At 63.8% G+C, this 21,153-nt stretch carries 17 protein-coding genes; 7 read left to right on the top strand and 10 right to left on the bottom strand.

The window, feature by feature from the left end; all coding sequences use genetic code 11:
• Positions 1 to 123: 123 nt before the first annotated feature.
• Positions 124 to 801 carry a GTP cyclohydrolase I FolE gene (gene folE / locus G533_RS0106295; RefSeq protein WP_035526773.1) on the bottom strand — a complete coding sequence of 226 codons (678 nt, stop codon included), beginning with the start codon at positions 799 to 801 and terminating at the stop codon, positions 124 to 126.
• 146 nt (positions 802 to 947) lie between these two features.
• Here folE and G533_RS0106290 point away from each other — a divergent pair, with 146 nt between their 5' ends.
• The 4 genes from G533_RS0106290 (at position 948) to G533_RS0106275 (ending at position 6,275) form a co-directional block, all read left to right on the top strand.
• On the top strand, positions 948 to 1,967 hold the full coding sequence (locus tag G533_RS0106290) for a type I glyceraldehyde-3-phosphate dehydrogenase (protein WP_027949230.1): 1,020 nt from the start codon (positions 948 to 950) through the stop codon (positions 1,965 to 1,967).
• Positions 1,967 to 2,965 carry a type I glyceraldehyde-3-phosphate dehydrogenase gene (gap, locus tag G533_RS0106285; RefSeq protein ID WP_027949229.1) on the top strand — a complete coding sequence of 333 codons (999 nt, stop codon included), beginning with the start codon at positions 1,967 to 1,969 and terminating at the stop codon, positions 2,963 to 2,965. Before G533_RS0106290 ends, gap begins: the two co-directional genes overlap by 1 nt.
• A complete protein-coding gene (gene ppc / locus G533_RS0106280) occupies positions 2,959 to 5,613 on the top strand; it encodes a phosphoenolpyruvate carboxylase (RefSeq protein ID WP_027949228.1) in 2,655 nt (884 codons plus the stop codon). The genes gap and ppc overlap by 7 nt, the downstream gene beginning before the upstream one ends.
• A gap of 86 nt (positions 5,614 to 5,699) precedes the next feature.
• Entirely contained in the window at positions 5,700 to 6,275 is a 576-nt protein-coding gene (locus G533_RS0106275; protein WP_027949227.1) for a YSC84-related protein, read from the top strand.
• Here the strand turns inward: G533_RS0106275 and G533_RS20800 are convergent.
• The 6 genes from G533_RS20800 to G533_RS0106245 all read right to left on the bottom strand — a co-directional run bounded on the left by G533_RS20800 (position 6,272) and on the right by G533_RS0106245 (position 14,038).
• Positions 6,272 to 6,979: a LutC/YkgG family protein gene (locus G533_RS20800; protein WP_051230036.1), complete on the bottom strand. Its 708-nt coding sequence runs from the start codon at positions 6,977 to 6,979 to the stop codon at positions 6,272 to 6,274. The two genes, G533_RS0106275 and G533_RS20800, sit on opposite strands and share 4 nt — an antisense overlap.
• Positions 6,972 to 8,399 (bottom strand): lactate utilization protein B, encoded by a 1,428-nt coding sequence (locus G533_RS0106265; protein WP_027949226.1) that lies wholly within the window; start codon positions 8,397 to 8,399, stop codon positions 6,972 to 6,974. Before G533_RS0106265 ends, G533_RS20800 begins: the two co-directional genes overlap by 8 nt.
• Entirely contained in the window at positions 8,396 to 9,187 is a 792-nt protein-coding gene (locus G533_RS0106260; protein ID WP_084638835.1) for a (Fe-S)-binding protein, read from the bottom strand. Before G533_RS0106260 ends, G533_RS0106265 begins: the two co-directional genes overlap by 4 nt.
• Positions 9,188 to 9,292: 105 nt before the next feature.
• Entirely contained in the window at positions 9,293 to 11,200 is a 1,908-nt protein-coding gene (locus G533_RS23365) for a hypothetical protein (RefSeq protein WP_144079807.1), read from the bottom strand.
• A gap of 38 nt (positions 11,201 to 11,238) precedes the next feature.
• Positions 11,239 to 12,471 carry a saccharopine dehydrogenase family protein gene (locus G533_RS0106250; protein ID WP_027949223.1) on the bottom strand — a complete coding sequence of 411 codons (1,233 nt, stop codon included), beginning with the start codon at positions 12,469 to 12,471 and terminating at the stop codon, positions 11,239 to 11,241.
• Positions 12,472 to 12,490: 19 nt separating this feature from the next.
• Complete coding sequence (locus G533_RS0106245; RefSeq protein ID WP_027949222.1) at positions 12,491 to 14,038, bottom strand: peptide MFS transporter; 1,548 nt, start codon at positions 14,036 to 14,038, stop codon at positions 12,491 to 12,493.
• A gap of 178 nt (positions 14,039 to 14,216) precedes the next feature.
• Here G533_RS0106245 and G533_RS0106240 point away from each other — a divergent pair, with 178 nt between their 5' ends.
• Positions 14,217 to 15,875, top strand: a complete 1,659-nt coding sequence (locus G533_RS0106240) for a M28 family metallopeptidase (RefSeq protein ID WP_027949221.1) — start codon at positions 14,217 to 14,219, stop codon at positions 15,873 to 15,875.
• 35 nt (positions 15,876 to 15,910) lie between these two features.
• On the opposite strand, the gene G533_RS0106235 is transcribed toward G533_RS0106240, so the two are convergent.
• From G533_RS0106235 to G533_RS20790, 3 genes are all read right to left on the bottom strand, one after another.
• Positions 15,911 to 16,990, bottom strand: a complete 1,080-nt coding sequence (locus tag G533_RS0106235) for a cytochrome-c peroxidase (RefSeq protein WP_035526771.1) — start codon at positions 16,988 to 16,990, stop codon at positions 15,911 to 15,913.
• Between the two features lie 95 nt (positions 16,991 to 17,085).
• Positions 17,086 to 17,844 carry an SDR family NAD(P)-dependent oxidoreductase gene (locus G533_RS0106230; RefSeq protein ID WP_027949219.1) on the bottom strand — a complete coding sequence of 253 codons (759 nt, stop codon included), beginning with the start codon at positions 17,842 to 17,844 and terminating at the stop codon, positions 17,086 to 17,088.
• Positions 17,845 to 17,875: 31 nt separating this feature from the next.
• Positions 17,876 to 18,862, bottom strand: a complete 987-nt coding sequence (locus G533_RS20790; RefSeq protein WP_051230035.1) for a tRNA dihydrouridine synthase — start codon at positions 18,860 to 18,862, stop codon at positions 17,876 to 17,878.
• Positions 18,863 to 19,003: 141 nt separating this feature from the next.
• On the opposite strand from G533_RS20790, the gene G533_RS0106220 reads away from it, so the two are divergent.
• Both G533_RS0106220 and oadA read left to right on the top strand, forming a co-directional pair.
• A complete protein-coding gene (locus G533_RS0106220) occupies positions 19,004 to 19,267 on the top strand; it encodes an OadG family protein (protein ID WP_144079806.1) in 264 nt (87 codons plus the stop codon).
• 26 nt (positions 19,268 to 19,293) lie between these two features.
• A complete protein-coding gene (gene oadA / locus G533_RS0106215) occupies positions 19,294 to 21,153 on the top strand; it encodes a sodium-extruding oxaloacetate decarboxylase subunit alpha (RefSeq protein WP_027949217.1) in 1,860 nt (619 codons plus the stop codon).

Genomic DNA, 21,153 nt, shown 5'->3' with positions numbered 1-21,153 from the left:
CGGGTGCACAGTGCAGTTGCGAAGGAGGCAGGTTACACGCTTTGCCGCGGCCAAAAAACCGAAATTGAGGGCAAAAAAATGCCCGGCAGTGCCGGGCCAAGCAGCCGAGTTCCCAGGGGGGGATCAGTTCAGGAACTCGGCTCGGGTGCTCGCGTTGGATTTGAAGGCGCCGCCCAGCGACGTGGTCCGGGTTCTGGAATTACTGTCCATCACACCGCGCGACTTGACGCAGTAGTGCACAGCGTCGATAGTGACAGCAACATCGTCGGTATCCAGCAGTGCCTGCAGGGCGACAAGAATTTGCTGGGTTAGCCGCTCCTGCACCTGGGGACGCTGGGCAAAGAAACGGACGATGCGGTTGATTTTCGACAAACCAATGACCTTGTCCTTGGGGATGTAGGCGACGCGGGCCAGGCCGTCGATGGTGACGAAGTGGTGTTCGCAGGTGCTGACAACATCAATGTTGTCGACCTGAACCATTTCCTCCACCTGCATTTTGTTGGCGATCACCGAGATTTTGGGAAACTGTGCGTAGTCCAGCCCGGAGAAAATCTCGTCGACGTACATCTTGGCGATGCGGTGCGGTGTTTCGGCGAGGCTATCGTCATTGAGGTCGAGTCCCAGGGTCCGGGTGATCTCGGTGAAAGATTGCACGATGCGCCGGTATTTCTCGTCGCGTGTCAGGCCATTCTGGATCATGGGGGATTCCAGGCCGCGCTCCAGCAGGGCCTCGCGCACCATGGCAGCCTCGGCTGACATCTTGCTCGGGTAGGGAATATTGCCAGCCAGTGCAGTTTCCATGTCGCATCTCCATTGTGTTTAGCTTAGTTACGATGAGGTGTGCAGGATGGATTGCCGGCGTGTGCGCCGAGCGAAGCACTTGTCGGACAATTTGTGGACAAAAGCTGGTCACCCGCGTGCGGGTGGCCTGACTCAGGAGGCGAAAAATGACGCGTGGACAACCGATCAGGATCGGCTTGATGGGCTTCGGCCAGATCGGCCGGCAGGTGTATGACATCGCGGCGCGCAGCACGGATATCGAGATCGTGGCGATAGCGGACATTGGTGAGCCGGCGATTCTGCATTACCTGCTGGGTGCGGAAATGGGCGAGGACGCCTACCAGCTGGAGGGCAATTTCCTCCACAACAGACGCTTTCGCAGTCGGCTTCTGCGCACCGACTCGCCGGCCGAGATGCCCTGGGATGTGTTTGGCGTGGATATCGTCATCGACGCTACCGGCAGGTTTCGTGACCGCGCCGCCATGCAGCAGCATTTGCAGGCGGGTGCGCCACGTGTGCTGCTGCGCACCCTGCCCACCGACCACATAGATCGCCTGGTAATGCCCGGTATCAACGCCGACTCGATTCGGCCTGAAGACCGCATGCTCTCGGCAGGCTCGGCCACCACCACCGCGCTGTGCCTGCTGCTGCACGCACTCTCGCGTGATTTCGACATCGACTGCGGCAGCATGACCACGGTGCACGCCTACACCTCAGACCAGGTGCTACAGGACTACGCCGGCAGTGATTTCCGCCGTAGCCGTTCGGCGGCCGAGAACATTATCCCCAATCAGCACGAGGCGGGAGCCTGGCTGGGGCACGTGCTCCCCGCGCTGGCGGGCAAGGTGCTGACCTCCGCGCTGAACGTGCCAATTCATCAGGGTTGCCTGCTGGACGTCAATCTCGTCTTTGCCGACAGCGCGGTAACCGCCGATACAGTCAACGACTGCATGCGTCGGCGTGCGGCCGACTACGCCGGTATCGTGACTGTTGTCGAGGATCCTGTGGTGTCCTCGGATGTCATCGGCAACCCCCACTCGCTGGTATTTGACGCCTGGGGCACCATCAAGGCCGGCAGCAACACCGTCAAGGCGCTGGGCTGGTACGAAACCCTGGGGCACGCTGCGCGCCTGCTGGATGTGGCGCGTCTCTATGCGGATCTGGATCATCGTCAGGAGGCTGCGTAATGCGCGTTGCGATCAATGGTTTCGGCCGCATCGGCCGCTCGGTATTTCGCATTCTGGAAAACGACCCGGACATTCAGGTCGTTGTGATCAACGACCTGTTTGACCACGCCGCGTTGCGGTACCTGTTGAATTACGACACCGTGATGGGTCCGTTCGGCAAGTCGCTGTTGCTCGAAGGCGACGAACTGGTGACTCCGGGTGGGCGCTGCAAGCTAATCAGCGAGCGCGACCCGGCCGCGTTGCCCTGGGCGGAACTCGGCATAGACGCGGTGGTGGAAGCAACCGGAGCCTTTCGCAAGCGGGCCCAGCTGGAGGCGCATCTGGAAGCCGGGGCGGGCCGCGTGGTGCTGACGGTGCCGGCGTCCGACCCGATCGATTACACGGTGGTGCTGGGCGTGAACGACGCCGGACTGCGCCCGGAGCACCGCATCGTGTCCAATGCGAGCTGTACCACCAATTGCCTCGCGCCCATGGCCAGCGTGCTGGATAGCGCTTTCGGTATCGAAGAGGGTGTCATCAATACGGTACACGCCTACACCAACGACCAGCGCCTGGCGGATGTGCCGCACTCCGATTGGCGCCGCAGCAGGGCGGCGGCGGAAAATACCATTCCCACCTCAACCGGTGCGGCAAAGGCAGTGGGTGAAGTGTTGCCGCAATTGAAGGGCCGTTTGCACGGCATTGCGTCCCGAGTGCCGGTGCCCGACGGCTCCGTTGTCGACTTGTTCGTGAAACTGGCGCACCCGGTCACGGTGGATGCGGTGCACGATGCGGTGCGCACGGCTGCCGGTTCGAGTGCGCTGCAGGGGATTCTGGCATTCAGTGAGCGGCCAATTGTGTCTACCGACATTATCGGCAACGCACATTCCTCCATCTATGACGCGGGTTTCACTGCCGTGGTGAACGAGCGATACCTGCGCGTGCTGAATTGGTACGACAATGAGTGGGGCTATTCGGCCCGAGTATGTGATTTGTTACGGAGGTTCAAGCAGTGGTAAGCAGCAGAGAAGCGGGCAGTGGCGAACGTTCGGATTACAGTGAGCTACGCAGCAACGTCAGTTTTCTCGGCCACCTGCTCGGTGACACCATCGCGGCGGCGAACGGTGCCGATTTTCTCGCCCTGGTGGAAAAAATCCGGCGCCTGTCAAAATCTGCACGCGCAGGTGGTGAAGATGCGGCGCACGCCGAACTGCTCGCCGTCCTGCGCTCTCTGGACAATCAGCAGCTGGTGCCGGTGGCGCGGGCTTTCAGCCAGTTCCTGAATCTCGCCAATATCGCCGATCAGCACCATACCGTGTCGCGGCAGATGGACCCCCTGTTCTCTGCCTCGCGCAATCTCAGCGGCAGTTTCGAGACATTGTTGGACGAAGGCGTGTCCGCCGCAGCCATTGTCGATGCGGTGGCGGCTTTGCGTATCGACCTGGTGCTCACTGCGCATCCTACCGAAATCATGCGTCGCACACTGATCCACAAGCAGACTGAAATCGGTCGTTGCCTGTCGCAACTTGAGTTGGGCGGTCTTACCCGTCGCGAGCAGGACCAGCTGCACACGCGCCTGCGCGAGCTGATTGCGCAAATCTGGTACGGCGATGATTTTCGTACTGAGCGCCCCTCGCCGGTGGACGAGGCGAAGTGGGGTTTTGCTGTGGTGGAAGACTCGCTGTGGCGTGCCGTGCCCGAGTATCTGCGTCGACTGGATGCGGCGCTGCAGGAGACCTGCGACAGCCGTCTGCCGCTGGATGCCGCGCCGGTGACCTTTGGCTCCTGGATGGGCAGCGATCGCGACGGCAACCCGAACGTGACGGCCGAGGTGACCGCCGAGGTGCTCTGGCTGAGCCGCTGGCAGGCCATTGAGCTCTACCTGCAGGACGTGACGCGTCTGGTGGAAGAGCTGTCGATGACGGTGTGCGACGCGGCGCTGGAAGCAGCAGCCGAAGGCTCGCATGAACCTTATCGCGCTGTGCTGCGCAGCCTGCGGGAGCGCCTTAAAGGCGACCTGAAGACCATCGAGGCGGCGCTGGCCGGGGAGGTGGTCGACAACACCGCACTGCTGACCGCTGACGACCTCTGGCAGCCCCTGGTGCTGTGTTATGACTCGCTGCAGCACTGCGGTATGCAGGTAATTGCCGATGGCGCGCTGCTGGACCTGCTGCGCCGGGTGCGCTGCTTTGGCGTGCATCTGGTGCGCCATGACATCCGCCAGGACAGTGCACGACACACCGAGGTCCTGTCGGAATTGACCACCTGGCTCGGCCTTGGCGACTACGCAGCCTGGGACGAGGACGCACGCTGCGCCTTCCTGCGTCAGGAACTCGCCAGCCGCCGTCCGCTGGTGCCGCCACGCTGGGCGCCCAGTGAGTCGGTGGCCGAAGTCCTGGCGACCTTTGCCGTGATTGCCCGCCAGCCGCGCGAGGCACTGGGTGCCTATGTGATCTCCATGGCGCGGCAGGCCTCCGATGTGCTGGCAGTGCATCTTTTGTTGCGCGAGGCGGGTTGTCCCTTCGATTTGCCCGTGGCTCCGCTGTTTGAAACCCTGGATGACCTGTCGCGGGCCCGCGAGGTGGTGACGGCGTTGTTGGCAGACCCCTGGTATCGCGGGCACATCCAGGGACAGCTGATGGTGATGATCGGCTATTCGGATTCCGCCAAGGACGCCGGTGTACTGGCGGCCGCCTGGGCCCAGTACCGTGCGCAGGAGGAATTGCTGGCGGTATGCGCTGCCAGCGATGTTCGCCTCACCCTGTTTCACGGTCGTGGAGGGACGATCGGGCGTGGCGGGGCGCCGGCACAGGCTGCTCTGTTGTCGCAGCCACCCGGCTCGCTGGAGCAGGGCTTGCGCGTGACCGAACAGGGGGAAATGATTCGCACCAAACTCGGCTGGACCTCACTGGCGGTGAAAACCCTGGCGTTGTACACCGGCGCTATTTGCCGGGCGAACCTGCAAACGCCACCGGCGCCAGAGCAATCGTGGCGCGACCTGATGGAGGAGCTCGCCGCGGGCTCGTGTACCGAGTACCGCCGGGTGATTCGCGAAGAGCCGGACTTCATCGCCTATTTCCGTTACGCCACCCCGGAGCAGGAGCTGGCGGGGCTGCCGTTGGGCTCACGTCCGGCCCGTCGTCGCGGCGGCGGCGGCATTGAAAGCCTGCGCGCCATTCCCTGGATTTTTGCCTGGTCCCAGAACCGCCTGATGCTGCCGGCCTGGCTGGGAGCGGGTACGGCCCTGCAGCAGGCGCTGGATGCCGGTCACGCGGGCCGCCTGCGCGAGATGGCAGCCGGCTGGCCCTTCTTCGCAACGCGTCTGTCCATGCTGGAAATGGTCTACGCCAAGGCGGACACGGGGCTTTCGGCACACTACGATGCCTGCCTGGTGCCCGAAGAGTTGCAGGGCCTTGGGCGCGCGTTGCGGGCTTCGTTACAGCGGGATGTGGGCACGGTGCTGGAGATCAGCGGAGGGGATACGCTGCTCGCCGATTCACCCTGGATTCGCGAGTCGATTCAGTTGCGCAATATCTATACAGACCCGCTCAACGTGTTGCAGGCCGAACTGCTGCAGCGCCAGCGGCGTGAGCCTGAGGGTGGGCTGGAACAAGCCATCATGGTCACCTTCGCGGGGATTGCTGCGGGCATGCGCAACACCGGGTAAATACAGCGACGACGTGTCGTGCTATTGCCACCCGTCATTCGGTGCTATTGTTGAAATTGGCTCCCAACTGACAAGTGAGATGCATCATGAAGAAGATCGCTGTTATGCCCATCCTGTACGTTCTGCTGGCACTGGTATTGGCGCCATTGGCGCGGGCAGACAATTACGCGGAGGCGCTGGAGTCGTTTCGCGACGCGGGTGAAAGCGCTGCCTATTTTGACTCGGCTTACGGCTACGCCCTGTTTCCGACCATCGGTAAGGGCGGTATTGGTATTGGCGGTGCCCACGGCAAGGGGCGGGTGTATCGGCAGGGAAATGTCATAGGCGAGGCGACCATGACGCAGCTCACGGTCGGGTTTCAACTGGGTGGCCAGGCATTCAGCCAGATTATTTTCTTTGAGAGTGCCAATGCGCTGGAGCAGTTCACCAGCGGTAACTTCGAGTTCGGCGCTCAGGCAACCGCGGTCGCGATCACCGCGGGTGTTTCAGCAGAAGCGAGCACGGGTGGCGGTGTCAGCGCCGGTGTTAGCGGTGGCCGCAACGACGCTTCCACGGCGAGCCTGGGCTATCGCAAGGGCATGGCGGTATTTACCATCGCCAAGGGTGGCCTGATGTACGAGGCGACTCTGGGTGGACAGAAGTTCAACTTCACTCCGAACTAAAGCGGGGCAGCCGCAAGGCTTTCCCTGGCGGCATCCACAGCCGAGGTTGGCGTGTCACCCACCAGGATGACATGCCAGCGCCGCGGGCCGTGTGCGCCCAGAACCAGCTGCGCCTCCACGTCAGCAGTGCTTGAGGGCCCGGCGATAAACTGAATGCCGCGCGGCCAGTTGCCGGCTTGAGTGTCCTTTCTTATCCGCACCCAGGCCTCTTCCAGAGTCGACACAACATCTTCACGGTTCACCAACACCAGATGATCCTCTGGCAGCAGGTTGTTGCGTCCCGGGTTTGCGCGCCCGGTGAAAGTGACAATGGCACCGGTTTCGGCAACCCCCAGTTTTGCGTAGCTCAGCGCGGCGGCATCGCCGGCCTCTGCGGCCCCGAATCGGGGCAGCACGCCGCCGTCCCGCCAGGGCATGGCGGCCAGCCTGGGGTCGTTGCCGGCAACCAGCTTGTGCGTGCGAAAGCGTTGGTAGAGATAACGACCGATCGCCTGCACCGCGGCGCCACGGTCCCGTGCCAGCTCGACCGTGCCCTGATTGGCCAGTACATTGGCGAGAAAGGCCGTATGCACATCGGGGTGGGGCGCGCGGGCAGCCTGTGCATGGCCGAGAGCAGCCAGCGCGCGTGCTATCTCCTCCGGTTCGGTCTCTGTTTCCTGCGCGCGCAGTCGCGCCAGCAGTTGGGCGCGTACGGAATCAGCCACGTCGTGCCCCCCTGCGCCTGCCCGCGTACTGACGCATGAAGGTGCCACCGCCTTCGGGTGCCGGAAAGTCGCGCTGCCCGGTCCAGCCGCTGGCGAAAGGCATGCGCCGGAAGGCTCCGCGGCGTTTGCCCAGCCAGCCCAGCAGGCTCATGGTCCAGCCGGTGGAAAGTTGGTAGAGGCGAGGCTGACGCAACAGCCAGGCGTGCAGCCGCAGCCCGTGGCGCCAGCGCGCGGGCTTGATGCGCTGCACACTTTCTTCCTGGCGCAGGTCGCGCAGCAGGTCCGGCAGCGGTATGTTTGCCGGACACACCTCGGCGCAGCGACCACAACTGGTACAGGCGTTGGGTAAGGCCTGCGCCTGCTCCAGCGAGGTGAGCAGCGGTGTCAACACGGAACCCATGGGCCCGGGGTACACCCAGCCGTACGGGTGGCCGCCTACACCGATGTAAATGGGACAGTGATTGAGGCAGGCACCGCAGCGGATGCAGTCGAGTATCTCCCGGTAGTCGCTGGCCAGGATGTCACTGCGCTTGTTGTCGAGCAGAATGATGTGGGTTTCCAGCGGCCCATCGGGGTCGTCTTCCCGCCGCGGGCCCGAATAGAAGCTGGTGTAGCAGGTTTGCGGCTGACCCGTGGCCGAGCGCACCAGCAGGCGCTGCAGCGCTACGGCGTCTTCCGCGCGGGGCAACAGGCGTTCAAAGGTAGTGCACACAATCAGCACCGGCGGCAGGTTGGCACAGAGGTCGCCGTTGCCTTCGTTGGTCACCAGCATGCTGGTACCGTGTTCGGCGACCAGCGCATTGGCGCCAATGATGCCCACATCCGCTGCGAGGAACTGTTCGCGCAGAATCCCGCGTGCCTCTTCCACGACCTCACTCGCCGTTTCCAGGCTGCGCTCGCCCAGTTTGTGTTTGTCGAGAAACAGCTGCCGGATCTCGGCCAGCGACTTGTGAAAGGCCGGGCCTACAATGTGGCTTGGGGTTTCACCCGCCTGCTGAATAATGTATTCCCCCAGGTCGGTTTCCAGCACCTCAAGCCCTGCCTTGAGCAGAAGCTCGTTGAGGCCGGTTTCCTCGGTAACCATCGACTTGCCCTTGGCGACCCGCCTGGCGCTGTGTGCCTGGCAGATCGATAACACCTTGCTATTGAGCTGCTCGGCGTCGGCAACGAAATGCACCTGGTTGCCGTGTTGTACCGCCGCTTCCTCAAACTGTTGCAGGTAATGGGAGAGGTGCTCGCTGGTATGTCGGCGCACCCGTTTCATGTGCGCTCTCAATGCGTCGAAGTCACCGTATTTACTGGCGGCGCTGCCCCGGGCCAGCGGCAGGAACTGGCCGAGCAGGTTGCGCCGCGCCACTTTTTCCTGCGCGTTGAGCGCAGCGCTTGCTTCCTGCAGGAAGTTTTCGCTGGCGAGCTTCATTCGCGGCCGTCCCCAATGCCCGGACCGCGAGGCTCGCCGACCAGCAGTTCGGCAACATGCCGGAACTCCAGGTCCACACCCCTGCGTCGCGCGCGGCCGGCGAGATGCAGGAGACAGCCGAGATCGCCGCCTGCGATAATTGTGGCGCCGCTGGCCACCGCATCGTCCAGCTTGTCGTCAGCCATTTTCCCGGAGATTTCCGGCATGCGCGCGCAGAACGTGCCACCGAAGCCACAACACACCGTGTTCTGGCTCAACTCCTGCACCTGGGCGCCGCATTGTTCTTGCAGTAATTGCCGTGGCTGCTGCTGCACGCCGAGCTCACGCAATCCGGCGCAGCTGTCGTGGTAAGTGATGGCGCTTTCCAACGGTGGACGTTTTGGTGCCGGCAGGCGCGCCACTTCCGTGAGAAACCGGGTGAGCTCCCAGGTCTTGGCGGCAAGGGCCAGGGCGCGGTCATGCCACTCGCCTTCGAACAGTGCGGGATAGTGGTGGCTGAGCATGCCTGCGCAGGAACCGGACGGCACAACCACGTAGTCGTAGGGCTCAAACGTCTCAATGACCGCGCGGGCAACGGGCACTGCCGCATCAATCTCGCCACTGTTGTAGGCGGGTTGTCCGCAACAGGTTTGCTGCTCGGGCACGCTCACCCGGCAGCCGGCGCGCTCCAGCAGGCGTATGGCGGCAAAGCCGACTGAGGGGCGCATCAGATCTGCCAGGCAGGTGACCATCAATGCCACATCGCGCCGCTGACGGCTGCGTTTGCGTTTTGGGTGTGGCTTGTCCATGCGAGGTCCTTGTTTCTGTCCGCGTGTGCTGCCGTCTGGCGAGGCGTTTGCGCTCGCCGAGTATAACGAATTTGCCTTGCCCGCGCCGTGTTTGGCGCAGCGCGCTCAGGCCATCAGGGCCAGGACCAAAGCGGTAACGAGCAGAACCGGCACGGCGGCGCCCGCCAACGCCAGCGGCTGTCTGGCCTCCAGCATCGTGATTACAACGCCGGCGGCGTCGCCACGGCTACAGCCGGATAGCAGCCTTTCGACATCGGGCCAGCGGGCAGTCTTGAAAAGCGGCTTCCTGGCTGAGCCGGTGGGCACCTGAACCCCTTCGATACGCAGGAACCGCGGATGCCGCTGAACCTGTATGCCGTTGCCGGCATGATAAACCCCGCGGTGGTCGACCAGGACCAGCAGCGGGCCGAGCAGGCCGATGTGCCCGCGCCCCTGCGCCGCGTGCCCGCCTGAAAAGCCGCGCCGCTTCGTGGTGTGAGCGGGCTGCAGCCATTCGACGTGCTGCATACGCGGCCCGAGCATGGGGGCATGACGTCCTCGATCCAGCGCGAACACCCTGTATCTGGCGTACTGCCAGACACCGTAAAATATGGCCAGTATACTTGCCAGCAGCAACAGGGCGCGTGCACTCCCGAGCAGGGTTGTGCGCAATTGCAGCGCGCGGCTGCGCTGGGTTGCGCGCATATTGAGTGCTTCCACCTCCAGGGCCGCCCCCGCGGTGCCATCTGCTGCGTAACGCTGCAGAACATAGGCACCGGCCGGTAACAGCAATAATCGCTCCTCCCAGGGGACCAGCGCGAGGGCGGGTGTTGGCGCCGGTGGCACTACGGTTGGCAGCGCGTTCCACTGGGCGTCGAAGCGAAATACGCCGCGCTGGCCAGTGTCCGTATTGTCGAGAACCGCCCACCAGAACGCGCCGACCCGCGCGAAGTCCTGCACATTACCCAGTTCGGCGGCGACGGCGGCCGCTGGCAATAGCAGCAGCTCATCAAGCTGCTCGGCAAACGCTGCGACCTCATAGCGATAAACGCTCAGGGCAGGGCCAGCGGCACTGTTCGTGAACAGGAGTCCGTCGTGGATGCGCAGTCGCGGCCTCGTCGGCAGTGCGGTGCTGCGCTCGGCCACCACATTGCCGGCGCTGTCCACGCGCAGCAACCTTCCATTCGCGCTGTCGGCGAGTACGACGTGCGGGCTATTGGGAACCCGGACCATGGCGTCTGCGCGCCAGTGCCCCTGATCGCCGGCAAAGGCCCTGCATTGGGCCTCGGGGATCACACAGCGGTAAAGGTTGCCGCCTTCGGTGGTTGCGACCTGCACCAGCAGGCGCGCGCGATCCAGCCAGAGGAGTTGCTGCAGAGGTGCTGTGAGCCCTAGCTGTGCGCGCGACAGCGTGCCCAGTGCGGCGCCGGATCGGTCGTGGTGCAGCAGGAGCTGTCGGGTTGCCAGCATCAGTTCGCCCGCGTCGTTGCTCGCCGCTGCGCGCAGTGCGGGCACGGCGGGGGGTGGCGGCAACAGCTGCGCCAGCGTTGTGAGCGCAAACAGCAGGCAGATGGCCAGCAGTGCCGTGCCGAGGGCGACGTGGGCGCGCTTGCGTGCTTGCAGCGCGCGCTCGGCCACGGCGGCCGGCGCACGGTAGGGCTTCAGCGTGTAGGGGTTGGGCCCCCAGCGCGCCGTACCTGTGGCAGCGGGCGGAGCCGGGGTCTGCTTGCCGGGTTTTTGCGCGGCTGGCACAGGCGGTAACCCGGCTGCAGGTTGCAGGTGAGCCTGCAGGCCAAGGCCGCGCATGCGGACAAACCAGGCGGCAGCCGCCTTTTGCTCCAGGCCGCGGCGCAGAATGATCGGTGCGCCGCTGAAGAAGCGTGCAATACGCTTCGGGTCGTCAATCTGGAACAATGTACCGAAATGCCGGCGCGCCGCGGCCGGGTCGGTGCCGCTCAGGATCTCTCCCGAGAACACCAGGTTGAAGCGTTTCAACCCGGACGTTGAGGCCTGCGTAGAGGGTTGGTCAGGCAATGGGCGATCTCCCGCCGTGTTATGTGCGGCCGCGTGGGTTAATCGATCGCCACTTCCTCGAAGGTGAGGCCGGCACGCGAGGTCAGGCGCTCAAGCAAATGTTCACCGAGCGCCGAGGAGGGCGTCCAGAAGCCACCTCCGCAGGTGAGCGGGTCCTGTGCCAGGCTCACTGCGGACTCGGCCAACATGCGTGCCGTGGACCCGTAGCCCGGGTCGAGCTGGCCGGCGACGCGCACCCGCATGTCGTGGGCGCTGTCGTCCGGGTGTACGCCGTGGAAGAACAGTTCGTAGTGTCCGGCCTCCCGTTGCTCCCGGTCCGGGCCTTCTCCCGGGGCCGGCAGGAAACGTTGCAGTAGTTTGCGTCCGGGTCCGGTTGACAGGCCCAGCATGGCGCCGCCTATGCCCAGTGTGTTGCGCAGGGCCTGTGCGCGCGAGGTGCACAGCTGTGCCTCGTCGAAGCGAAAGTCCTCACCCCAGGGCATGCCTAGCAGGTGATGGCTGCGGCGCACAACGCGACCGTTGATGGCGGCCATGATGAAGGGGCAGGTCCAGCGCTGGAAGTCGGCGTCGTAGCGAGCGCCGGCCTGGTCGCGCCCGTCGGGGCCGGTAGTACCTTCCGGGCAGAGGGAGTAGGGGTCGGCCAACAGCTTGCGAATTTGCTTGTCGCGGCGTGCCTCATCAAGAACTTCGAGCATGCTGGCGATGGTGCCCCCACTCGCGGTGCCGCGAGTGCGGCCTACCCGGGACTTTACGTGGCGTGCTGCCACCCCCTGTCGTGACACCATCTGACGTTGCAGAAACCAGGTGCCCATGTCCGAGGGAATGGAATCGAAGCCGCAACTGTGTACCAGGCGTGCGCCACTGGCAGCCGCCGTGGCCTGATAGGCGGGTATTACGCGCGCCATCCACTGTACTTCTCCGGACAAGTCGCAATAGTGAGTGCCACTCTCCGCACAGCACGCGACCAGTGGCGTACCATAGCGTGCGTAGGGCCCTACCGTACTGCACACCACCGCGGCGCGTGCCACCATGTCGCGCAGGCTTTGCTCATCATCACTGTCGGCCACCACCAGCGGGACTGCCATGCCGCTGGTGTGGGCCATCAGCGATTGCTGCACGGCCTGCAACTTGGCCTCATTGCGGCCCGCCAGCGCCCAGCGCAGGGTGCCGTTGGCGCCATAGCTCGTTGCCAGGTACTCCGCGACCAGTTGGCCGGTAAAACCGGTGGCCCCCCAAAGGATAATGTCGAACTCGCGATCCGCGCTTGTCATGGCTTGTGTCCTGTGCCGCTCAGTGAATGCCGTGCATCATTTTCTTCAGCAGGGGCGCCAGCAGGAATTGCACTGCCGCCACCCCGAGGCCGACGTAGAACAGACTCGTGAAAAGCTCCGTGTAGGTGGCCAGAGCCGTGGCGACGTCACCGGCGCCGGCCTGCAGATCCAGTGCCGCCAGCTTGGAAAGTTGTGCCGCCACATGTTGCGAATAGGCGGTGGCGAGGAACCAGGCGCCCATCATAACGCCCACCACACCGGGTACTGACAGTTTGGTGACCGCAGACAGGCCGACTGGCGAAAGGCAGAGTTCACCGGCGGTGTGCAGCAGGTACGCCAGCACCATCCAGTAGCCGATGACCAGGCCCGCCTCATTGGGGGACGCGGCACCCAGTACCAGGGCGCCAAAGCCCAGCCCGGCAAACGCCACACCCAGACCGAACTTCACGGGTGTGGAGGGTTCGATACCGCGTCGGCCCAACACGGTCCACAGCCAGGCGAACACCGGTGCCAGCAGGAATATGAAGAACGCGTTGAAAAAACCGAACTGCGCGGCGGTGAAGTTGATGCCGAAAACAGTGCGGTCCATCACCCGGTCGGCGTACAGCGTCATCGATGCGGCGCTCTGCTCAAACAACGACCAGAACACTACACTGCAGATGGTCAGTGCAACCAGTACCAGCATACGGCTGCGCTCTACCGGATTGCAGCGGAAGGCGATGAACCACGCGAGGCCCAGGAGTACGACGATGGCGAGCACATTCAGCAGCACGCCCACGGCGCCGTGGAACTGCAGCATCTGCCAAGCGGCGACAACGCCGGCGCCGGCACCCAGGTAAATCGCCCACTCCTTGTTCAAACCCGGCAGTGCAGGCTCTCGCAGACGCTCGGGTACGGGCGGTTCTGCGTGGCCGCGCAGATGCTTCTGTCCGTGCAGGAAGGTCACCAGGCCAAACAACATGCCGATACCGGCCACACCGAAGCCGTAGCCCCAGCCATAGGTCACTCCCAGGTAGCCACACACCAGTGTGGCGGTCAGCGCGCCGAGGTTGATGCCCATGTAGAAGATGGTGAAACCGGCGTCCCGTCGCGGGTCATCGATGCCATACAGCCGGCCGACAATGGTGGAAATGTTGGGCTTCAGGAAGCCGACGCCGACCACGATCAGGGCCAGCGAAAAGTAGAACACCTGCAGGGCGCGGTCATCGCGTACCACGGTATCGCCGACCAGCCGCGCCTGCTCACCCTCAACCGCCATGCCGAGGTGGCCGAGGACCAGTAATAGCCCGCCAAACACTACCGACTTGCGCATGCCAAGATAGCGGTCGGCGAGCAGGCCGCCGATCACCGGCATCGCATACACCAATGCGGCGTAGCCACCCAGCACCTCCAGGCCGTTGGCATCCGAAAACAGGTGGTACTTGGTGAGGTAGAGCAATAAGAGGTACTTCATGCCGTAGAACGAAAAGCGCTCCCACAATTCCGTGGCAAAGCATACGTAGAGGCCGCGGGGATGGCCGAAAAAAGCGGTGTCGTCCGAGGGAGCGGGGCTGGCTGTTATTGTCATTCCACAGGTTCCTGGTGGCGATGGGGTGTGGGCGCCGGGCGCTGGATTGGAGAATACCATTCATGGGATGACTTTGCGCAGCCCCCAGCCGCAGTGCGTGTGATCCCCGGGGGCTCGTGCGGCGCGGGGTGAAACCGTCTATGCTTCGGGTCACGTTGTTGCAACCGCTGGAGCTCCCATGACATCACACCTTGCTACCCTGGTCGCCGCCTGTGGCCTGAGTGCCACGCTCGTATGGTCGCAGGCGGCCGCTGCGCTGACTGCTGACGAGCAGGTGCAGAAAGACCTGCATTTTCATATTGCCGAACTGGCGCAGGACACTTACGCGGGCCGTGAACCGGGGACAGCCGGCGAAGAGATGACCATCGACTGGCTGGTGAAGCACTTTGCTGCGCTCGGGGCGAAGCCCGGCAATGGTGACAGCTGGCTACAGGAAGTGGCCATCACCGCGGTGACCACTGACCCCGCAGCCGTGCTGGCCATACGCGGTGATGCCTTCAATGCTGATTGGGCCTACGGCGAGGAGATGATGGTGTCGACCCAACAGCAGGTGGCAACCACCGGTATCGCCGATTCCGAGCTGGTGTTTGTGGGCTATGGAATCAACGCGCCCGAGCGCGGCTGGAACGACTATGCGGGCGTGGACGTGACCGGTAAAACCGTGGTGGTGCTGATTAACGACCCCGGCTTTGCCACGCAGGATCCCGCACTGTTCAACGGCAATGCCATGACCTACTACGGGCGCTGGGATTACAAGTACGCCGAAGCGGCCCGGCAGGGTGCCGCGGGTGCACTGATCGTGCATGAGACCGATGCCGCCGCCTACCCCTGGGAAGTGGTACGCAACAGCTGGTCGGGCGCCAAAATCGGCCTGACGGCAGAGAACCGTCATCGCGACAAGCTGGCGGTGGAAGGCTGGATTCCGCTAGCGCAGGCGCAGAGGCTGTTTGCCGCGGCGGGGCGCGACTATGCCGCCGACAAGGCAGCGGCGGCCCGGGCGGATTTCGAAGCGGTGGCCCTGGGAGGGATGCAGGCTTCGGTGACGCTCAATAACAGCCTGTCAGACCGTATGTCACACAATGTGGCGGCGCTGGTTCCCGGCTCGCAGCATTCCGATGAGGTGATCATTTACACCGCCCACTGGGACCACCTCGGCGTGCGCCCGGGTGATGCCGGCGACAATATCTACAACGGCGCCAGCGATAACGCGTCCGGGGTGGCGGGGTTGCTTGCCCTGGCGCGGCAGTTTCTCACCGGCGGGGAGCCGCCCGAGCGCTCGGTGCTGTTTCTGGCGGTAACGGCGGAGGAGTCCGGGCTTCTGGGCTCGAAGTTCTACGCCGAAAACCCGCTGTTTCCGCCTGAGAAAACAGTGGCCAATTTCAATATGGATAACATCGCGGCGGGAAACCTCGGGCGCACTCGCGACGTTGCCGTGGTGGGGTATGGCAACAGCGAACTGGAGGACTATCTGCTGCGTGCGGCGCAGCGGCAGGGTCGGGTGGTGGTGCAGGAGCCCTACCCGGAAAAGGGCTCCTACTATCGCTCGGATCATTTTTCCCTGGCCAAGGTGGGCATTCCCGCACTGTACCTGACTAATGCGACCGACAGTGTTGAGCACGGCAAGGCCTGGGGCGATGCGCGCCTGCGTGACTACGTGGCCAACCACTACCACAAGCCTTCGGATGAATACGATCCCGCCTGGGACCTGAGCGGGGCGGCTCAGGAAGTGTTGTTGTTGCTGGAGATGGGCCGCGAACTGGCGTCCAACCGCGACTTTCCCGAATGGCGTGACGGTGTGGAGTTCAAGGCAGCCCGGGAGGCTTCACTGACGCCGTAGCAATGGGGGCGGCGCGCCGCCCCTGGTTAATGACCCTAGTGGCCGGCGGTCGGTTTCCACAACGGGTCGGGCCGCGGTGTATCAGCCGTGCTGGGCGGCAGTAACGGGTACTCGATGTGCGGCTGTTCCCCGGTGAGTGACTCCAGGAATGCAGTAATCTGGCTGACTTCTTCGGCGTCCAGCTCGGCGCCTAGCTGGGAACGGCCCATAATGGCAACCGCCTCCTCAAGGCTCCAGACTGCGCCCGAGTGGAAATAGGGTGCGGTAAGGGCCACGTTGCGCAGGGGGGCTGCGCGAAACACATACTCATCGGAGGCGGTGCGCGTGACGGCAAAGCGCCCCTTGTCGCCCACCGGCAGGATGTCAGCGCCCGGCCGTGCAATCAGGCCGAAGGGAAAGTAGTGTTGGCCGCCCAAATTGACCCCGGTGTGACAGGCCGCGCAGCCCTTGTCCATGAACAGGCCGAGGCCTGCTTTCTGCTGCGCGGTGAGCGCCGCAGCGTCGCCGTTCAGGTAGGCGTCAAACGCCGAGCCCGGCGTGGTCAGGGTGGTTTCAAAGGCTTCTATGGCCAACGCCATGTTGTCGAAGCTCACGGGCTCCGCTGCATCGGGAAAAGCGGTTTGGAAGCGCTCGACATATTCCGGCATGCTGTTCAGCGTTGCGGTGACCCGCGCCGGCGTGCTGCTCATTTCCACGCTGGCCTGTACCGGGCCTTTAGCCTGTTCGGCGAGGTCGGCCGCGCGGCCGTCCCAGAACTGGGCCGCATTGAATACCGCATTGAATACGGTGGGTGAATTTCGGGGGCCCCGCTGCCAGCCGTGCCCGATGGAGGTGGGCAGGTAGTCGTGACCACCAAAGCCGACGTTGTGGCAGGTATTGCAGCTGATTAAATGGCTGGCGGAAATGCGGGGTTCAAAGAACAGCATTTTACCCAGCTCGACCTGGTCCGGGTTGAGCTTGCCGTCCGCAGCGCTGTTGCCGCTTGCCGGAACAGGGTTAAAGAGGTCGTTGGCGCGATCCCGCAGGGGCTCAGCTTCGACGGCGGGTGCCAGTGCGAGCGCGCTGAGCAGGCTGATCGCCAGTGACAGACGGTGGCGCGGTGAAATCAATGTCATAGTAAAGCCCTCCCGGTGAATACCCTTGTATTCATGATGGGGGCGGTAACAGATGGGAGCAAGCGTGGCACTTCCTGTTATTGATTCAGGTCAAATCAGCGCCGGGAAATGGTGAAGGGTGACCAGGACTGGCTGACCGGCATCAGCTCCAGCGAATTGACGTTGAGGTGCGCCGGCAGGGTTGCCAGCCAGAATACAGTGTCGGCAATGTCCTGCGGCTGAATGGGGTCGGCACCGGCGTAGAGCGCATCGTAGGCTGCCTGGTCACCGCCGGTACGCACCAGCGTGAACTCGCTCTCCGAAAGCCCCGGGGCCAGGCAGCTCACACGCACGCCGCTACCTTGCAGGTCACTGCGCAGCGCGAGTGAAAACTGCTCGACAAAGGCCTTGCTGCCGCAGTACACATTGCCACCGGGGTAAGGCCAGTGGCCGGCAACGGAGCCGATATTGATGATGCTGGTGCCGCGACCGCGGGCCACCAGCGTTGGCAGCAGGGCATGCGTCACGGTGGTCAGCCCCTTGATGTTGGTATCGATCATACGGTGCCACTGCTCGAGATCGCTGTGCTGTGCCGGAGCGGTGCCGAGCGCCAGCCCGGCGTTGTTGACCAGTACATGCACCTCGCTGAACGGCTGCGGCAGGCTTGCCACGGCGTCCTGTACTGCGGCGGTATCGCGCACATCAAGGCTGATTGTGTGCACGGCGCAGCGCGCCTGGAGTGCGTCCTGGATTTCCTGCAGGCGGTCGCTGCGCCGGCCGCTCAAAACAAGGTTCCAGCCGGCATCGGCGAAACGGTGGGCGCAGGCGCGACCAAAGCCGGAGGTGGCGCCAGTGATGAATGCGGTATGGGGCATAACGTGAGCCTTCTGTGCTGATGCTGCTGCCTCAGGCGGCAACGGCCGTGGAGTGTTCCCCGGTACGCGAGGGTGTGTGGGCGCGAATGACCGCGCAGACCGCTTCCGGGTCTGTGAGGCGTTTAACGTCGGCAAACAGCGCTGCGGCCTGGGGGTAATAGTGACGCAGGTAACCCAGCCACTGTTTGACCGGCCCCGCGGCGTGCCGTTCTGCACACTCCCTTTGCTTCTGTTGCGCAAAGCCCTGCAGCAACTCGGCAATATCCAGCCAGGACAGCCCCCGGGCGTCCACGCCGTCAGTGGCTGCGCGCACCAGTCTGGGCAGGTCCGGTCGGCACAGCACACCGCGGCCCAGCATCAGGTCTTCACAGTGGCTGGCACTGCGCGCTCGCTGGCTGTCCTCGGGGCTCCAGATTTCGCCGTTGGCGATGACGGGGAAATCCACCAGCGCCACCGCCCGCGCAATTTCGTCCCACCAGGCCGGTGGCTTGTAGCCATCGCTGCGGGTGCGGGCATGGATAGCCAGCTCGTTGACGCCCGCATCGGCGAGGGCGCGCACGTTGTCCAGAAATGGTGAACGGTCTTCGAAGCCGAGACGAATTTTTGCGGTAACCGGCAGGTGGGCGGGCACCGCACGGCGCACGGCAGCCGCGATTGCGCCCACGCGCTGAGGTTCGCGCAGCAGAACGGCGCCGCCATCGGAGCGGTTGACCGTTTTCGCCGGGCAGCCAAAGTTGATGTCGATGCCCGGTGCACCGAGTTCAGCGGCCCGCAGCGCGTTGTCCGCCATGGGTTGCGCCTGCCCGCCCAGCAACTGCAGATAAACCGGTACGCCTGCCGGGGTAAGGCCTCCTTCCCGCAATTCGGGGCACAGCCGATGGAATACACGCGGCGGCAGCAGGCGGTCGCTGACCCGCACGAATTCGGTCACACAGCGATCCAGCCCGCCGATCTGGGTCAGCAGGGCGCGCATGCCGGCGTCAATGACGCCTTCCATGGGGGCGAGAATCAGTCGCACATCGGATCTCCGGTCAATGCACCAGTATACCGCTGTGCGCCTGCCGGGTTAAGCGCTGAGGTGGTGGGGGCGGGGCGCACGTTGGCGCCCCGCAGCCAAGATGATTTATGATGCGAGCGTGAACTGAAGCGGGACGTGGTTTTGCGCGAAGACGAACTTTTTATGCAGGGCGTAGAGCTGATGCTGTTTGGCGTCAGTGCGGTGGTGATTTTCCTTTCCCTGCTGGTACTGGCCATCGGGCTGGCTTCGCAGGTGATCCTGCGTTTCTTTCCGCAGCCTGCAGAGTCGCAAGCCGTGGCTCCGCGCCGCACCAGTGCAGCGGCAGAGTCCTCACTGGATGCGGAGCGCATCGCGGTCATTACCGCCGCGGTGCACCAGCACCGTCAACGTCGCCGCAATGGCTGAACCTTCCTCGAGGAGATTGAAACCGCATGGCTGAAAACAAGCGCCCCCTGGGCATCACCGACGTGGTTTTGCGCGACGGCAACCAGTCGCTGCTGGCAACCCGGGTCCGTCTTGAGGACATGTTGCCGGTGGCCGCAGAGCTGGATACGGTGGGTTACTGGTCGGTCGAAACCTGGGGCGGCGCCACTTTCGACGCCTGCATCCGTTACCTCGGCGAGGACCCCTGGGAGCGCATTCGCGAGTTCAAGAAAGCCATGCCCAACACGCGTCAGCAAATGCTGCTGCGCGGCCAGAATATTCTCGGTTACCGGCACTACGCGGATGATGTCGTCGAGCGCTTTGTGGAGCGGGCTGCGGTGAATGGTGTCGATGTGTTCCGTGTGTTTGATGCGATGAACGACATGCGCAACATCGAGGTGGCGCTGAAAGCCGTAAAGGCGGTGGAACGCCATGCCCAGGGTACGATCTCCTATACACTGAGCCCCGTACACACGCTGGATGCCTGGGTAGATCAGGGCAAGCGTATAGAGGATATGGGCGCCGATTCCATTGCCATAAAGGATATGGCTGGCCTGCTGCGGCCCTACACAGGGTACGAGTTGGTGCGGCGTCTCAAGGAGAGCTGCGATATTCCTATCCACATGCAGTGCCACGCCACCACCGGGCTGTCCACCGCCACCATTCTCAAGTGCGTGGAAGCCGGTATCGACAACGTGGATACCTCCATCTCCTCCATGTCGATGACGTATGGCCATTCGCCGACAGAGTCCGTTGTGGCGATATTGGCCGGCACCGAGCGCGATACCGGCCTTGATCTGGAGAAGCTTTCCGACATCGCCGGCTACTTTCGCGGCGTGCGCAAGAAATACGCGCGCTTCGAGGGGTCCCTGCGCGGCGTGGATGCGCGCATCCTGGTGGCCCAGGTCCCCGGCGGCATGTTGACCAACATGGAAAACCAGCTGCGTGAGCAGGGCGCCCTGGATCGCATGGACGAAGTACTGGAGGAGATACCGAAAGTTCGTGAGGACCTGGGCTTTATCCCGCTGGTTACCCCCACCTCACAGATCGTCGGCACCCAGGCCGTGTTGAACGTATTGACCGGTGAGCGTTACAAGTCGATATCGCGGGAAACCGCCGGCGTGCTCAAGGGAGAGTACGGCGCCACTCCCGCGGCGGTTAACGAAGCCCTGCAGCAGCGCGTTCTCGAGGGTGACAAGGTCATCACCTGCCGCCCGGCCGACCTGCTGGAGCCGGAGCTGGATGGGTTGTCCAACGAACTGCGCGCACTGGCGAAAGAAAAGAACATTACGCTGGCCAGCGGCGAGCAGGAAGTCGACGACGTGCTCACCTACGCGCTGTTTCCCCAGATCGGCCTGCGCTTCCTGCAGCACCGCGGTGACCCCTCGGCCTTTGAGCCGGCACCGGGGGAGGAGCCATCAGCGGCTGACAGAGAGCCCTCAGCGACAGGTAAAGAGCCCTCAGCGGCGAATAAAAAGCCCTCAGCGGCGAGTCAAGACGCCTCAGCAGAGGAGCCCGGCGTCTACACCGTTCGGGTCAATGGCCAGTCGTACGTGGTAGAAGTCAGCGCCGGTGGTGAAGTCGACACGGTGCGCGAGTCCGCCGCGGAGGCGCCGGCGGCAAAGCCGGCAGCCGGGCCTGCAGCGGCAGCAGACGCCACTTCCGTGCCGGCACCGCTGGCCGGCAATATCTTCAAGGTCAATGTGCAGGTGGGTGACGCGGTGTCCACGGGCCAGGTGATTGTGCTGCTTGAAGCCATGAAGATGGAGACCGAGGTGCGCGCGCCGCAGGACGGCAAGGTCGCGAGCGTCGAGGTGAAGGCGGGCGATGTTGTTGCAGTCGGCGACACTTTGATCACCCTGGCCTGA

It is taken from the genome of Haliea salexigens DSM 19537, from assembly GCF_000423125.1.
Lineage (GTDB): Bacteria > Pseudomonadota > Gammaproteobacteria > Pseudomonadales > Halieaceae > Haliea > Haliea salexigens.
The sequence above is the reverse complement of the archived record's forward strand: the minus strand, read 5'-3'. Positions and strand labels throughout refer to the sequence as shown.

Coding starts and splice junctions, on each gene's coding strand:
- folE (WP_035526773.1), bottom strand. CDS start 801: ATGGAAACTGCACTGGCTGGCAATATTCCCTACCCGAGCAAGATGTCA.
- G533_RS0106290 (WP_027949230.1), top strand. CDS start 948: ATGACGCGTGGACAACCGATCAGGATCGGCTTGATGGGCTTCGGCCAG.
- gap (WP_027949229.1), top strand. CDS start 1,967: ATGCGCGTTGCGATCAATGGTTTCGGCCGCATCGGCCGCTCGGTATTT.
- G533_RS0106275 (WP_027949227.1), top strand. CDS start 5,700: ATGAAGAAGATCGCTGTTATGCCCATCCTGTACGTTCTGCTGGCACTG.
- G533_RS0106265 (WP_027949226.1), bottom strand. CDS start 8,399: ATGAAGCTCGCCAGCGAAAACTTCCTGCAGGAAGCAAGCGCTGCGCTC.
- G533_RS0106260 (WP_084638835.1), bottom strand. CDS start 9,187: ATGGACAAGCCACACCCAAAACGCAAACGCAGCCGTCAGCGGCGCGAT.
- G533_RS0106250 (WP_027949223.1), bottom strand. CDS start 12,471: ATGACAAGCGCGGATCGCGAGTTCGACATTATCCTTTGGGGGGCCACC.
- G533_RS0106245 (WP_027949222.1), bottom strand. CDS start 14,038: ATGACAATAACAGCCAGCCCCGCTCCCTCGGACGACACCGCTTTTTTC.
- G533_RS0106240 (WP_027949221.1), top strand. CDS start 14,217: ATGACATCACACCTTGCTACCCTGGTCGCCGCCTGTGGCCTGAGTGCC.
- G533_RS0106235 (WP_035526771.1), bottom strand. CDS start 16,990: ATGACATTGATTTCACCGCGCCACCGTCTGTCACTGGCGATCAGCCTG.
- G533_RS0106230 (WP_027949219.1), bottom strand. CDS start 17,844: ATGCCCCATACCGCATTCATCACTGGCGCCACCTCCGGCTTTGGTCGC.
- oadA (WP_027949217.1), top strand. CDS start 19,294: ATGGCTGAAAACAAGCGCCCCCTGGGCATCACCGACGTGGTTTTGCGC.